This window comes from Nocardiopsis sp. N85, from assembly GCF_028882275.1.
GTDB classification, from domain to species: domain Bacteria; phylum Actinomycetota; class Actinomycetes; order Streptosporangiales; family Streptosporangiaceae; genus Nocardiopsis; species Nocardiopsis lambiniae.
In genome coordinates, this window is sequence record NZ_JARBUT010000011.1 from 168,403 (window position 1) to 181,508 (window position 13,106).

At 71.8% G+C, this 13,106-nt stretch carries 15 protein-coding genes; 8 read left to right on the plus strand and 7 right to left on the minus strand.

Annotation, left to right across the window (positions count from 1 at the left end; all coding sequences use genetic code 11):
- Positions 1-76: 76 nt before the first annotated feature.
- Positions 77-634, minus strand: coding sequence for a gamma carbonic anhydrase family protein (locus PWG71_RS17190; RefSeq protein ID WP_274810761.1), 558 nt, complete (start codon positions 632-634; stop codon positions 77-79).
- 393 nt (positions 635-1,027) lie between these two features.
- Between PWG71_RS17190 and PWG71_RS17195 the strand changes: the two genes are divergently transcribed.
- Together PWG71_RS17195 and PWG71_RS17200 are read left to right on the plus strand one after the other, a co-directional pair.
- A complete protein-coding gene (locus PWG71_RS17195; protein ID WP_274810816.1) occupies positions 1,028-2,236 on the plus strand; it encodes a cell division protein DivIVA in 1,209 nt (402 codons plus the stop codon).
- Between the two features lie 115 nt (positions 2,237-2,351).
- The gene (locus PWG71_RS17200; protein WP_274810762.1) at positions 2,352-2,801 is read left to right on the plus strand and encodes a GNAT family N-acetyltransferase; all 450 of its coding nucleotides are present in this window, start codon (positions 2,352-2,354) and stop codon (positions 2,799-2,801) included.
- Here the strand turns inward: PWG71_RS17200 and PWG71_RS17205 are convergent.
- On the minus strand, positions 2,792-4,342 hold the full coding sequence (locus tag PWG71_RS17205; protein WP_274810817.1) for an MDR family MFS transporter: 1,551 nt from the start codon (positions 4,340-4,342) through the stop codon (positions 2,792-2,794). The two genes, PWG71_RS17200 and PWG71_RS17205, sit on opposite strands and share 10 nt — an antisense overlap.
- 310 nt (positions 4,343-4,652) lie before the next feature.
- Between PWG71_RS17205 and PWG71_RS17210 the strand changes: the two genes are divergently transcribed.
- Both PWG71_RS17210 and PWG71_RS17215 read left to right on the plus strand, forming a co-directional pair.
- Entirely contained in the window at positions 4,653-5,249 is a 597-nt protein-coding gene (locus tag PWG71_RS17210) for a TetR/AcrR family transcriptional regulator (protein WP_274810763.1), read from the plus strand.
- A 93-nt stretch (positions 5,250-5,342) separates the two neighbouring features.
- A complete protein-coding gene (locus PWG71_RS17215) occupies positions 5,343-5,999 on the plus strand; it encodes a class I SAM-dependent methyltransferase (protein ID WP_274810764.1) in 657 nt (218 codons plus the stop codon).
- A 332-nt stretch (positions 6,000-6,331) separates the two neighbouring features.
- Here the strand turns inward: PWG71_RS17215 and PWG71_RS17220 are convergent, their stop codons facing one another.
- Positions 6,332-6,712: a RidA family protein gene (locus tag PWG71_RS17220; protein WP_274810765.1), complete on the minus strand. Its 381-nt coding sequence runs from the start codon at positions 6,710-6,712 to the stop codon at positions 6,332-6,334.
- A gap of 248 nt (positions 6,713-6,960) precedes the next feature.
- Here PWG71_RS17220 and PWG71_RS17225 point away from each other — a divergent pair, with 248 nt between their 5' ends.
- Positions 6,961-8,583 (plus strand): N-acyl-D-amino-acid deacylase family protein, encoded by a 1,623-nt coding sequence (locus PWG71_RS17225; RefSeq protein WP_274810766.1) that lies wholly within the window; start codon positions 6,961-6,963, stop codon positions 8,581-8,583.
- Positions 8,580-9,545, plus strand: coding sequence for a sugar kinase (locus PWG71_RS17230; RefSeq protein WP_274810767.1), 966 nt, complete (start codon positions 8,580-8,582; stop codon positions 9,543-9,545). Before PWG71_RS17225 ends, PWG71_RS17230 begins: the two co-directional genes overlap by 4 nt.
- On the opposite strand, the gene PWG71_RS17235 is transcribed toward PWG71_RS17230, so the two are convergent.
- Complete coding sequence (locus PWG71_RS17235) at positions 9,535-9,852, minus strand: hypothetical protein (protein WP_274810768.1); 318 nt, start codon at positions 9,850-9,852, stop codon at positions 9,535-9,537. The genes PWG71_RS17230 and PWG71_RS17235 overlap by 11 nt on opposite strands.
- A gap of 228 nt (positions 9,853-10,080) precedes the next feature.
- On the opposite strand from PWG71_RS17235, the gene PWG71_RS17240 reads away from it, so the two are divergent.
- Together PWG71_RS17240 and PWG71_RS17245 are read left to right on the plus strand one after the other, a co-directional pair.
- Positions 10,081-10,359, plus strand: coding sequence for a DUF6412 domain-containing protein (locus PWG71_RS17240; RefSeq protein WP_446725042.1), 279 nt, complete (start codon positions 10,081-10,083; stop codon positions 10,357-10,359).
- 78 nt (positions 10,360-10,437) lie between these two features.
- Positions 10,438-11,160 (plus strand): YidC/Oxa1 family membrane protein insertase, encoded by a 723-nt coding sequence (locus PWG71_RS17245; RefSeq protein WP_274810769.1) that lies wholly within the window; start codon positions 10,438-10,440, stop codon positions 11,158-11,160.
- Positions 11,161-11,175: 15 nt separating this feature from the next.
- Here the strand turns inward: PWG71_RS17245 and PWG71_RS17250 are convergent, their stop codons facing one another.
- The 3 genes from PWG71_RS17250 to PWG71_RS17260 all read right to left on the minus strand — a co-directional run bounded on the left by PWG71_RS17250 (position 11,176) and on the right by PWG71_RS17260 (position 13,031).
- Positions 11,176-11,802, minus strand: coding sequence for a superoxide dismutase family protein (locus PWG71_RS17250; protein WP_274810770.1), 627 nt, complete (start codon positions 11,800-11,802; stop codon positions 11,176-11,178).
- 77 nt (positions 11,803-11,879) lie between these two features.
- Positions 11,880-12,341: a DUF3291 domain-containing protein gene (locus PWG71_RS17255; RefSeq protein ID WP_274810771.1), complete on the minus strand. Its 462-nt coding sequence runs from the start codon at positions 12,339-12,341 to the stop codon at positions 11,880-11,882.
- Between the two features lie 33 nt (positions 12,342-12,374).
- A complete protein-coding gene (locus tag PWG71_RS17260) occupies positions 12,375-13,031 on the minus strand; it encodes a helix-turn-helix transcriptional regulator (RefSeq protein ID WP_274810772.1) in 657 nt (218 codons plus the stop codon).
- Positions 13,032-13,106: the final 75 nt, after the last annotated feature.

The window sequence follows — 13,106 nt, forward strand, 5'->3', positions numbered from 1 at the left end:
CCCGCCGGGACCCCCGGTCCCGAGGCGGTCATCGGACCCCGGACCGGATCGGGCCCGATCGGCGTTCGGCGCGTCGTCAGCTCCAGTCGACCCGGGCGTGTTCCCTGGCCAGGCGCGCGTAATGGACGGGGGTGTACTCCAGGACGGCCCGGTCGTCGTCGTTGAGCTCGCGCACGACCTTGCCGGGGACGCCCGCCCACAGGGTGTTCGGGGGCACGGTCTTGCCGGGCGGCACGAGTGCGCCGGCGGCGACGAAGGCGCCCCTGCCGACCCGGGCCCCGCCCATGACGATCGCGCCGATGCCGATGAGCGAGCCCTCCTCGACGATCGCGCCGTGCACCATCGCCCTGTGGCCCAGGCTGACATCGTCGTGCAGCACGACGGGCTGACCGGGGTCGGAGTGCAGGCCGCACTGGTCCTGGATGTTCACCCGCTCGCCCACGATGATGTCCTCGGTGTCGGCGCGCAGCACCGATCCGTACCAGACGCCGCTGTCGGCGCCCAGGCGGACGCGGCCCACCACGACGGCGCCCGGGGCGATCCAGGCGTCGGGGTGGATCTCCGGTGTGCCGAACCCGGCCCGACCGATGCGGGGTCCCTCGTCCGCCCGCCGGCCTTCGATCCCACTGCCCATGTCGTCGTCCTCCCTGTCTGTGGGGTGTGCGTCGACCCCCGTGACGGCGGGGGAGGGAGTGAAGTTGACCGCTCCGCCCCCGCGCGGGGATGATCGCGCATACCTTAGTAAGAACGTGACCGGAGGCCGCACACCGATGTCCCCTCGGGGACCCTTGACGGGACATCGTGGCGTGTGCCTACCGTGGTCGTTCGGTCGTCCACAGTGTGACGCTCCGCGCTCGATCGTTCCCCTCGTGCGATCGAGGTCGTGGTGAAAAAGGACACTCGTTGCATGTAACGCTTTACGCAAAGTTACGGGTGTTCACCGGACAATTGGGTACGGGGCAACTCTCACCTGCTGCGATGTGCAGCCAATGACGGTGTACTAAGACATGAAAGGCACATGAGCGATATGTTGCCGGGTGGCGGACTGCAACAGGACATGTTCCCGACGGTGCGCAAGGGCGGCTACGACAAGGCGTCGGTCGACGAGCGTTTCGTTCGTCTGACCAACGAGAAGCAGGACTTGATCGAGCGCCTGCGCCGCATGGACGACGAACTCGAACAGTACAAGCGCGATCTGGCGATCGCCCGGGAGAAGGCCCAGACCAAACCCGAGCACGAGCAGATCAGCGAGCGCATGGCCGAGATCCTCCGCATCGCGGAGGAAGAGGCCCAGGAGCGCCGCACCAAGGTCGACTCCGAGGTCCAGGACTCCAAGAAGCGGGCCCAGGAGGACATCTCCAAGCTCCGCAAGGACGCGGAGGAGCACGCCGAGCGCATCATCACCTCCGCGCGGTCCGAGTCCAACGAGATGGTCACCAGCGCCAAGAAGGAGGCCGACCAGCTCCGCGAGCAGGCCAAGCAGGAGGGCGACCGCCGACTGGGCGAGGCCGAGTCGCGTGCCAAGAAGATCCACGACACGGCGGACCGCAGGCTCGCCACGCTGACCGCGACGCACTCCGAGGCGTTGCGCAGGCTGCGGGACATGCACTCCACGCTGGCGGACCTGGTCACCGCCGAGGACAAGGCGGGCGCGATGGACACCGGCCTGACCCGAGAGGAGAGCGTCTCACCGGCCAAGGCCACGTCGGAGCCCGCCAAGGCCTCGGCCAAGGCGGACGCCCCGGTCAAGCCGGAGCCCGCGAAGGCCCCGGTCAGGCCCGGGGCGCCGACCGGACCCAAGCCCGAGGCCGCCAAGGCGTCGGAGCAGGCGAAGGCCCCGGAGTCGTTCAAGCCGAACCCGACCAAGCCCGAGGCCCCCAAGGCCCCGGCTCCGGACGAGGCGACGATCCGGATCAACTCGCTTCCCGAGGGCCCGGCCCCGGACGAGGCCACGGTGCGCATCAAGCCCACCCCGCGCCCCGACGCCCAGGGGCCTCAGGGTCCGCAGGGACCCAAGGCCGAGGCCCCCGGCCGGCCGCCGCAGGGCGCCCGCTACACCGGCCCCGCGCCCGAGGCTCCGCAGTCGCCTCAGGGGCAGCAGCCGCCTCAGGCCCCGCAGGACCCGGCCGAGACCGGCGGCGACCCGGGCATCACCGGTATCTACCGGCGTCCGGAGAGCGGCCCGAACCAGCCGCCCACGGGTGACGAGGGTGTGCGGGTGATCCGCAAGCCGTAGCGTTCGCGTAGGGATTCCAGGGGTGGGGACCCAGGTCCCCACCCCTGGTGTTTTGTGACCGGTTGTAGGGGGACGTCCGCCTTGTCGCAGGCGGTCGGCTACGATTCCGACAGCCATGATTATCCGCGCGGCCATCAGGTCCGACCTCGGTGCGATTCTGCGTCTCCTTCGCGATCTCGGCGACACCGCCCACACGCAGAGCGCTCACGTTCGCATGTCCTCGGCCGCCGTACGCGCCTGGACCCGGATGGAGAACGACCCCGACCGCACCGTCCTGGTCGCCGAACAGCGCGGTCAGATCATCGGCACCCTCGACCTGTTGGTGATCGCCAACCTCACCCACGACGCCCAGCCCTGGGCGGTGGTGGACAACCTGGTGGTCGATCCCGAGCTGCGCCGCCGCGGCATCGGCCGGGCGCTCATGGAGGACGCGGTCGACCGCGCCTCCCGGGCCGGTTGCTACAAGATCGAGCTGCTCTCCCACGAGAGCAGGCACGGGGCCCACGAGTTCTACAAGACCCTCGGCTTCGCCGACTCGTCCGCGGGTTTCCGCCGTTACCTCTGAGCCTTCTCCGCCTCGGGTCGGGGACCGCCGCGCAGCGGCACCCCCCGCATGAACACCACCGCGACCAGCCCCAGCACGGCGATGGGCACGCCCGCCAGGAACACCCCCTGCATGGCGTGATCGAACGCGCCCACGACGATCTCGCGCACCGGCCCCGGCAGCGAGTGCACCAGTTCCGGCGACCCCTGCGCGGCCTCGGCGGCACCGGCCAGCTCCGCCGCCGTCTCCTCCGCCCCGGAGTCGATCCCCGCCGCGGCGTCGGCGGCCACCCGCTCGCGGGCGGCCGCGAGCGCCGCCGCGAGTTCGGTGTTGAGCCTGCCCACCATCACGGCGCCGAACGCGGCCACGCCCGTCGCGCCGCCCAGGTTGCGGAAGAACACCACCGCCCCGGTCCCCGCCGCCATGTCCGCGGTGGGCAGCGAGCTCTGGGTCGCCAGCAGCAGCAACTGCATGTTCAGCCCGAAACCCAGCCCCACCAGGGCCTGACCGGCGATCACCGACGTGAGCCCGGGGTCCAGGTGGGCCACGGAGAGCAGGACGAACCCGACGACGCACAGGACCATCCCGACGACCGGGTACACCTTCCAGCGGCCGCTGCCGCTCACCGCGTACCCCGACCCGATCGAGGTGACCAGGAACGACGCCACCAACGGCAGGGTCATCATCCCCGACACGGTCGGGCTCATCCCGTGCACCATCTGGAGGTACTGGGGCATGTAGATGATCAGGCCGAACATCATCATGCCCACGCACGTCGACGCCGCCGACGACAGCACGAACGTCCGGTCGCGGAACAGCCGGACCGGGATGATCGCCTCGGGCGCCCGCCGCTCCACCAGCACCGCCGCCGCCGTCAACGCCACCGCGCCGACCCCCAGGCCGATCGCCAGGGGCGAGGTCCAGGCGATCTGGGTGCCGCCCAGGCTGAGCAGCACGATCGCGGTGCTCGCCGCTCCGAAGATCAACGCGGCGCCCGTGTAGTCCACCGGGGAGTCGCGGCGGGGGACGAACGGCATGGTGAACATGAACTGGATGACCACGAACGCGAACACCGCCAACGGCACGGTGATCAGGAAGCACCACCGCCACCCGAGCGGGCTGTCCACCAGGAAGCCGCCGACCAGCGGTCCCAGCACCGTGGACACCCCGAACACCATGCCGATGAGGCCGCTGTAACGGCCGCGCTCGCGCGGGGAGACCACATCGCCCAGGATGATGTTGGGCAGCGTGGCCAGCCCGCCGATGCCCAGCCCCTGGAGGGCGCGGGCGGCGATGAGCCAGTCGATGTCCTGGGCGAGCCCGGCGGCGACCGAGGCGACGATGAAGATGCCCAGGGAGATCTGGAAGAGGAGCTTGCGCCCCCAGATGTCGGACAGCTTGCCCCACACCGGGGTGGAGGCGGTCATGGTGAGCAGGGCGGCGGTCGCCACCCAGGCGAGCCGGTCCTGGCCGCCGAGTTCGCCCATGATCGTCGGCAGCGCGGTGCCGACGATCGAGTTGGTCAGCATCGATGTGAGCATCGCGAGCACGAGACCGACCATGATGCGCCGCACGACCCGGCGGGGAGGGAAGGTCTGGGCGTGGGGATCGAACGCGGGGACGGGCGGCGATTCCGGGGTGGGGGCGATGGTCGTCCTGTGCACTGCCTGTTCCAACGAAGACCCCTCATCCCGGACACGCGAAAGGCCCCGCGGCGTGCTGCCGGGGGCGAGATGTCCTCCTCCTGGTATAGGTAAACGCTGTTGACCTTGTCAAGTCGGTATCGCTCCACCGTTCCGGTAGGCGAACGGGTACCGGAAATGTCAATCTGGAATCCGCACAGTCGGAGCAGGGCCACCGGAAGGCGTGGAGATGGACCGTACGGACGGAACCGGAAGCGGTGCCGGGCCCGCCCGTGGCCGTGAGGCGACCAGGGAACGCATCCTGGCCAGTGCCCGGGAGCTCTTCACCGACGAGGGCTACGGGGCGGTGTCCTCTCGCAAGATCGCCGCGCACGCCGGGGTCAACGTCGCCCTGATCAATCGGTACTTCGGGGCCAAGCGCGGCCTGCTCACCGAGATCCTGCGCGAGGACGGCGTCTTCCCCGGCCTCATCGAGGGCGACCGGGGATCCCTCACCCGCCGGCTGGCCGAACACGCGGTGAGCCGCCTGCACGGTGAGGGGACCGCGCTCCAGCGCGCCCTGGACCACTCCGCGGGCGACCCCGACCTCCAGGCCGTCTACCAGGGCCGCATCACCAGCGCCCTCATCGACCCGCTGGAGGCCTACCTCGGCGGGGGCTCGGACGCCCGCGCGCACGCCTCCCTGATCGCCGTCGTCATGCTCGGCCTCACCCGGGTCCGCCTGGTGGAGGGGGCCACGGCGCTGCGCGCCCAGGAACGGGAGGACCTCACCCGCCGCGTCGAGGCGATCCTCGATCTGTGCCTGACGGATTTCCACGAGGAGTGACCCGCCGCTCCCCCTCCGGTCCTTTGCCGGAACGGCAAAGAAGTGGCGTGCGGGACGGCCCGACGGTGAGGCTGGTCGTGGAGGTGGTCCACGATGACCCATGAGCACACCGAGACACCCCTGCCCGAGGAGTTCGGCGCGGAGTACTGGGACGGGCGCTACGCCTCGTCCGAGCGGATCTGGAGCGGGAATCCCAACCCCGCACTGGTCACCGAGGCGGCCGACCTGGCGCCCGGTCGAGCGCTGGAGGTCGGCAGCGGCGAGGGCGCCGACACCCTGTGGCTGGCCGAACGCGGCTGGGAGGTGACGGCGATCGACATCTCGGCGGTGGGCCTGGAGAAGGCGGCCGCGCACGCCGCCGGACGTTCGCCCGAAGCCGCCGCGCGGATCACCTGGCGTCAGGCCGACCTCACCGTGTGGGCGCCGCCCGAGGGCGCCTACGACCTGGTGACCGCGCACTACCTGCACTTCCACCCGAAGGTGCGGGCCGTGGTCTTCCCGGCGCTGGCCGACGCGGTCGCACCCGACGGAACGCTGCTGCTGGTCTCCCACGCGCTGCGCGACCTCGCCGACGGGGTGCCGCGTCCGCCGTGGCCGGAGATGTTCCACACGGCCGAGGAGATGGCGGACCTGCTGCCGGGGGAGCGGTGGGCCATGGTCACGCTGGAGGAGCGACCGCGAACGGCCGTCTACGACGGGGTCGAGTACACCATCCACGACCTCGTCGTCCACGCCCGTCGTCGGGTCTGACCCCCGACCCGCCCCGCCGCCCGAACGGACGGCGGGACGGGTGTGCTCCTTGGGCCCCGCGCTTCGGTTCGTGCGAGGCCGCCCGGAGAAGGCGAACCTTCGGCCGCTGCGTGAACGTCCTCGTGCCTCGGCCGGTCACTCCGCCGGCCTCCAGAACCCCGTGGGCGGCCGTGCCTCCTGTGAACCTCCGCTGCGCTTCGGTTCGTGCGAGGCCGCCCGGAGAACGGGAACCTTCGGCCGCTGCGTGAACGTCCTCGTGCCTCGGCCGGTCACTCCGCCGGCCTCCAGAACCCCGTGGGCGGCCTCGCGCCCACGGGCGCGGAAGAGCGTTCCTAGCCGCGCAGCTCGGCCACCACGTCGATCTCCACCAGGATGTCGGCGAGGTCGGAGCCGACCGTGGTGCGGACCGGGTAGGGCGCGCTGAAGTGCTGCTCGTACACCGCGTTGTACTCGGGGAAGTCGCTCTTGAGGTTCTGTAGGTGCACGGTGGTCTTGACGACGTCGTCGAGGGTCAGGCCGTGCTCGGCCAGGACCGCCGAGATGTTGGCGAGGACCTGCGCGGTCTGCTCGCCGACCGTCGGGGCGACCTCGCCGGTCTCGGGGTCCTGCGGACCGAAGCCCGCGGTGAACAGGAACCCGCCCGCCACGATCCCCTGGCTGTAGGCGCCGGCCGGTGCGGGGGCCTTGTCGGTACGGACCGCCTTCTTGGACATCCGTGATCTCCTTCTCTCGGGTCTCGCGCGGTGGTCCCGCCTCGTCGATAATGCCTGTACCCGTGTTCTTGCGCATGCACATGCGTATGCGCGAACTGGTGCACATGCCGAATATCGAGGCGGCCTGGACCACACTTACTGGCAACAAAGTTATCAATTTTGTTCCCGGCAGCGTATCTTGGGTCACACCGATATCCGGCCCACGGCTCGTCGGACCGGACCGGTCGGTACCCCTGAACGGAGGAACAGTGCAGTCCGAGACCGTATTGACCGGGGGTCGGGTGGTCGACGGCACCGGCGCCCCCTCCCGCTCCGCCGACGTCGTCCTGCGGGGTGACCGCATCGTCCACATCGTCCCGCCCGGCACCGGCCGCCGGATGACCGGCATCGGCGGCACCGGCCCCGCGAAGGTCATCGACATCACCGGGCGCGTCCTCGCCCCCGGCTTCGTGGACATGCACTCCCACTCCGACCTCGCCGTCCTCGCCGACCCCGGCCACGAGGCCAAGGTCCTCCAGGGCGTCACCCTGGAGGTCATCGGACAGGACGGGCTCGGCTACGCGCCCGTCACCGACGGCACCGTCGAAGAACTGCGCGCCCAGCTCGCCGGCTGGAACGGCACCCCCGACCTCGATCACACCTGGCGCGGCATCGGCGGCTACCTCGACAGGGTCGACGCCGGCGCTCCCGTCAACGTCGCGCACCTCGTACCCCAGGGCAACGTCCGCATGGCCGTACTCGGCGGCGAGGACCGACCGCCCACCGAGGACGAACTCGAACGGATGCTGGCCATCGTCGCCCAGGGCATGGCCGACGGCGCCCACGGGCTGTCCACCGGCCTCACCTACACCCCCGGCATGTACGCCACCGACGACGAGATCGTCGCCCTCCTCGAACCCGTGCGCGCGGCCGGCGGCTACTACTGCCCCCACCACCGCAACTACGGCTCCCGGGTCGTCGAGTCCTACCAGGAGTGCCTGGAGGTCGCCCGCCGCGCCCAGGTGGCCCTGCACCTCGCGCACTGCCACGTCAACTTCCCCCAGAACCGGGGCCGGGCCCCCGAGGTGCTCGACGCCATCGACGAGGCCACCGTCCGCCACGGTCTCGACGTCACCCTCGACTCCTACCCCTACCGGGCCAGCGCCACCTACCTCGCCGCCCCGCTTCCGAGCTGGGCGCAGGTCGGCGGTACCGCGGACACCCTCGGACGCCTGCGCGACCCCGCCACCCGGGCCCGCGTCCTCCACGAGATCGAGGTCGAGGGCACCGACGGCAACCACGGCGTCCCCATGGACTGGACGGCGATCGTCGTCACCGGCACCGCCGACCCCTCCCTGTCCTGGGCGGTCGGCGCGTCCATCGCCGAACTGGCCGCCCGGCGGGGCCGCGAGGCCGGCGACCTGTACATGGAACTCCTGGTCGCCGACGAACTGCGCAGCGGCTGCCTGCTCCAGGTCGGCAACGAGGAGAACATCCGCACCATCATGCGGCACAGTTCCCACACCGCCGGCAGCGACGGCATCCTCGTCGGCGACAAGCCCCATCCGCGCGGCTGGGGCACCTTCCCCCACTACCTCGGCCACTACGTCCGCGAACTCGGGGTCCTCGAACTGGAGGAGTGCGTCCGTCACCTCACCTCCCGGCCCGCCGGCCGCCTCGGCCTCGCCGACCGGGGCACGGTCCACCTCGGCGCGGTCGCCGACCTGGTGGTGTTCGATCCCGACACCATCGCCGCCCGCGCCACCTACGACGACCCCCGGCTCACCCCGGTCGGCATCGAACACGTCCTCGTCGCCGGCGAGTTCACCGTCCGGGACGGACGACGGACCGATCGCCTGCCGGGCCGCTCGGTCCGGAGGAACAGCCGATGAGCGCGCCCCCCGGCCCCGGGCCCGCCCCGGAACCCGGCATCGACGCCGTCTGCGTGGGCGAGACCATGGCGGTGTTCCACTCCGCCGACCCCCTCGTCGCCGGGGCGCGGCTCACCCTGGGCACCGGCGGCGCCGAATCCAACGTCGCCGTCGCCCTGGCCGGTCTCGGGCACACCGCCGCCTGGGTCGGCCGGGTCGGTGACGACCCCTTCGGGCGCATCGTCACCGACACCGTCGCCGGACGGGGCGTGGACGTGCGCGACGTGGTCGTCGACCCCGAACGCCCCACCGGCCTCTACGTCAAGGACACCGCTCCGGGAGGGGCCGGGGCCCTGTACTACCGCTCGGGTTCGGCCGCCTCGGCACCGTCCGCCGCGGACGCCGACCGGGTGTGGTCGCGCGGTGCCCGCGTCGTCCACCTGTCCGGCATCACGCCCGCCCTGTCGGTGCGGGCCGCCGCACTCGTCGAACACCTGCTGGACCGGCGCGCCGGAGGCGACTCCCTGCGCTCCTTCGACGTCAACCACCGGCCCGCGCTGTGGCCGGCGCGGGTGGCCGCCCCGATCCTGCTCGACCTGGCCCGCCGCGCCGACATCGTGTTCGTCGGCCGTGACGAGGCCGAACGCCTGTGGGGCACCCCCACGGCGGAGGACGTACGGGCGGTGCTGCCGGAGGTCCCCGTGCTGGTGATCAAGGACGCCGAGCACGGCGCGACCTGTTTCACGGCCGAGGAGACGGTCTTCGTGCCGTCCCCCGAGGTCGAGGTGGTGGAGGCGGTGGGCGCCGGCGACGCCTTCGCCGCCGGTTACCTGTCCGGACTGCTCGACGGCCTCCCGACGGAACGGCGGCTGCGCCTGGGCCACGCGGTGGCGGGCGCGGTGCTGCGTTCGCGCTCCGACACCCTGGAGGGCCCGCCGGAGGAGGTCGCCGACATCCGCGCGGGCGGGACCGTCAGCCGATGACGATGGCGCCCGCCAGGACCGGGTCGCCGAAACTGACGCTGCCGTGACCGGAGGCCAGGGCGCGGCTGCCCTGGCAGCTGGTCCCGGAGAACAGCGCGAACTTGACCTTGGCCTCGGTGGAGACCGCGGTGACCCCGCCCTGTCCGGTCTTCAGGGCGCGGCACCCGCCGTGCTCCACGGTCTGCTGATAGCCGGACTCGAAGGTGATCCGCACCGGGGGCGCCTGGTCCTCCCGGTTCGACAGTCCGGCGATGGCTCCGGCGATGGTGGCGGACATGGTGGCGAGGTTCGCGGGGCGAATCGGCACGGGGTTCCCCTTCACGGCCGACCTCGCCCGGTACGTCGCCCGGCGAGGTCATGATCACGCTCTGTCACGTGGCTACAGGGGTCATTTACCTACACCGGATCGGTGAACGAGGGGAGCCCCGACGGAGTGTCGGCGGATTTCTCCTGTTCAGGGATGCGGCCTCGACGGACATGTCGGTGATCGCTAGGATTTCTCCGGAAAGCGGACCGAGGACGGAGGGAGGGGCACGTGCTCAACGCGCTGCTCACCGCCCTCTTCGAGATCCTCTTCATCGGACCGGCCCCCGACGCCCTTCCGGCCGCCCCGCTGGCGCTGCTGTTCGTCGCGGTGGGCGCGGCCGTGGTCTGGTACCTGGCGCACGGCGCGGTCCCGGTGCCGGTCGGCGACACCACGGCCGGGCGGACGGACGCGATGCGCCGCCGTTCGGCGCGACTCGCGGTGCCCGCCCTGCGCGATCCCGACGCGGCGGGCAGACCGCGTCCCAGAGCACCCGGTACGGCCCCGTAGGCCGTCCCCGACCCGACCCTCGTCGCGTCCGGACGGCCCGACGTCCTTGTTCTCCCTCTGGACGAAGGGTCCTCTTCCGTGTACTCCGTATGGCCGATCTCGGTCGTCATGTCCCTGCTCACCGCGGTCCTGACCGTGCTCACCACCGTGTTCGCGCCCCTCGTGGGCGCCCCGGCCGCGGCGCTCGCCGTGGTGGGGCTGACCATCGCCGTCCGGCTGCTGCTCGTCCCGTTCGGCGTCGCGCAGGTGCGCGCCGAGAAGGTCCGCGCCCGGATCGCCCCCCGTCTCGCCGAGATCGCCGCCCGGTACCCGAAGGACCCGGAGAAGAGGGTCGCCGCCCAGCAGAAGGTCTACGTCGAGGCGGGCACCTCGCCCCTGGCCGGCTGCCTGCCGTCGCTGGCGCAACTGCCCGTGGTCATCGCCCTGTACGGGGTGTTCATCGGGCAGGGCCCCGACACCGACCTGCTGACGCACACCCTGGCCGGGGTGGCGCTGGGCGCCACTCCGGCGGCGGCGGGGGTGTCGGGCGCGGTCGTGTTCGGCCTGCTCCTGGTGCTGCTGGCGCTCGTGGCGTGGGGGACGCGCCGTTTCCTGCCGCTGCCCGCCACCACCCCGGAGGCGGCCCGCATGGCCGAGGGGCCGCTCTCCTACCTGCCGTTCCTGACGGTGGTCTTCGCGGCGTTCGTGCCGTTGGCCGCGGGCCTGTACCTGCTCACGTCGGGGGCGTGGGCCCTGGGGGAGCGGCTGCTGCTGCGCCGCCTGGTCCCCGAGCCCGCTCCGAAGGCGCTCCCGCGCACCTGAGAGGGCGCTCGGGGGTCAGAAGTCGACGCTGACGCAGGCGAGGCGGTCACCGGCGGTGCCCGCCTCGTCGTGGTCGGTCGCGGTGTGCCGTTCGTGCAGGACCAGGGAGGCGGCCCCGCCCTCGCGGAACTCCCACGGCACGGTGGCGCTGACCGTGACGGCACCGGTCCCGTCCGTGGTGAAGTCCAGCCACACCTCGTTCTCGGGGTTGGCGTAGGCCGGGTCGGTGGAGGGGGTCTCCGCGTCGGCGGCCGGGTCCTCCTCGTTCTGGTAGTGCGGACCGGCGTCCTCCGGCTCCTCCCCGCACGGCCGCGTGTGCACGTGGGCGCCGAAGTCGCGGTCGGCCTCCAGGCCGGTTCCGCTGAACTGCACGAACGTCGAGCCGTCCTGGACGCGCACCTGGACGTCGGAGGTGGCGCCCTCGGGCACGGCGGTCTCGTCGTAGGTGATCGCCGCCCGGCTCTCCCCCGGAGGCATGAAGATCCCGGCGGTGACACTGGGGGCGGCGGTCGGCTGGACCCCGGCCGGGCTCTGCGGCGCTTCGGAGCCGTCGCCGTCGCCGGCGCCCTCCTCCCCGGTGCACCCGGTGGCGAGGATCGCGATCAGGGTCAGGGCGCCTACGGCGAGCGGTGACGTGCGCATGACGGAACTCCCGGTGGATGTCGACGGTCGTCCGCAAGATTACCCAAAGCGATCGTTCGATGACCTCGGGTGCGGATTCAGGATGTCGAGGGGGGAGGGAAATGCGTCCTGAGAGTGAAGGCCTCGGGGGTCGGGCCGTGTTCGCGCAACAGGTCGAGACGCCTCCCGGCCTCCTCGACACTGGGGATGCTATCGCTCGGAATCCACCACAGGACCAGGGACGGGCCCTCCATGCGGTCGAACCAGTGCCGCCGTTCGCGCAACAGGTCCAGGTGGTCGGTCCGGTAGGTGAAGTCCCACAGCGACTCCACGTCCTCCCACACCGAGTAGTTGACCAGGTGCGCCTCGCCGAACGGGCGGAGTCCGGTCGCGTCCTCCTTGCCCTCCTCGATCAGCCGCCACACGAAGCCGGGGGCGCTCTCGGCGAGTACGTTGATCGGCTCGATCCGTGAGGTGAACCCCTCCATGGAGGGGTCGGAGAGGGGGGCCTTCAGGAGCCCGAGGTTGAACTGGGCCAACTGGTGACGGGGGTCGCTCATGAGGGGTATCGGACCATGCCCGGGGTTTCTATGTCAATCTTTTTTGTTTTTAGAGATGGTGACACAGCACCGGCCCGGCTCCGGCAGCATCCGGGCCCGCTCCCCGTCCTCTCCGACCCCCGCCAACATCCCCCGCAGCAGTTCCAGGTTGAGCCCGCACGCCAACGGAGGGAACGCCCGGGCCAACGTGTGGAACGGGCAGTTGCGCAACCGCAGCCCGTCCTCCCCCTCCGGGTCCGCCTCGGGCTCATAGCCCCGCTCGCGCAGCAGGGCCTCCACCGACCCCGCCGACGACTCCCGCGCGATCCGCAGCCCCTCCGCGCGCGCCGCCGCGTGCAGTGCCTCCTCCGCGCCGTGCCGCTCCACCGCCTCCGCCAGCACGTGCGCCGCCAACTCGTAGTCGCGCGGCGGCAGGTGCAACGACACCTGCCGGTCGGCCCGCCGGTACACCTTCGCCGGCCGGCCCGCGCCCGGCCCCTCCCTGCCGTTCAGCCGTTTGCTCGCCGTCTCCAGCAGACCGGCCTCGACCAGCCGGTCCAGGTGGTGCGCCGCCAGCGTCCGCTGGACGCCGAGCGCCTCGGCGGCCTCGGCCCGGCCCACCTCACCGCCCGACTCCACCACGTACTCGTACAGTCCGCGCCGCAACGGGTCGGCGAGCGCGCCGGCGGCGTCGATCGAGGAGTCGTCCATGACCCCATTGTCGGCGCCGGACGCCCGAACGGCGCCCCGCGGAGGGGATGGGACACTGGGGACGCCCACGAGACC

Coding starts and splice junctions, on each gene's coding strand:
- PWG71_RS17205 (WP_274810817.1), bottom strand. CDS start 4,342: ATGGTCGGTCTCGTGCTCGCGATGCTCACATCGATGCTGACCAACTCG.
- PWG71_RS17200 (WP_274810762.1), top strand. CDS start 2,352: ATGATTATCCGCGCGGCCATCAGGTCCGACCTCGGTGCGATTCTGCGT.
- PWG71_RS17230 (WP_274810767.1), top strand. CDS start 8,580: ATGAGCGCGCCCCCCGGCCCCGGGCCCGCCCCGGAACCCGGCATCGAC.
- PWG71_RS17210 (WP_274810763.1), top strand. CDS start 4,653: ATGGACCGTACGGACGGAACCGGAAGCGGTGCCGGGCCCGCCCGTGGC.
- PWG71_RS17220 (WP_274810765.1), bottom strand. CDS start 6,712: ATGTCCAAGAAGGCGGTCCGTACCGACAAGGCCCCCGCACCGGCCGGC.
- PWG71_RS17250 (WP_274810770.1), bottom strand. CDS start 11,802: ATGCGCACGTCACCGCTCGCCGTAGGCGCCCTGACCCTGATCGCGATC.
- PWG71_RS17260 (WP_274810772.1), bottom strand. CDS start 13,031: ATGGACGACTCCTCGATCGACGCCGCCGGCGCGCTCGCCGACCCGTTG.
- PWG71_RS17215 (WP_274810764.1), top strand. CDS start 5,343: ATGACCCATGAGCACACCGAGACACCCCTGCCCGAGGAGTTCGGCGCG.
- PWG71_RS17190 (WP_274810761.1), bottom strand. CDS start 634: ATGGGCAGTGGGATCGAAGGCCGGCGGGCGGACGAGGGACCCCGCATC.
- PWG71_RS17255 (WP_274810771.1), bottom strand. CDS start 12,341: ATGAGCGACCCCCGTCACCAGTTGGCCCAGTTCAACCTCGGGCTCCTG.
- PWG71_RS17195 (WP_274810816.1), top strand. CDS start 1,028: ATGTTGCCGGGTGGCGGACTGCAACAGGACATGTTCCCGACGGTGCGC.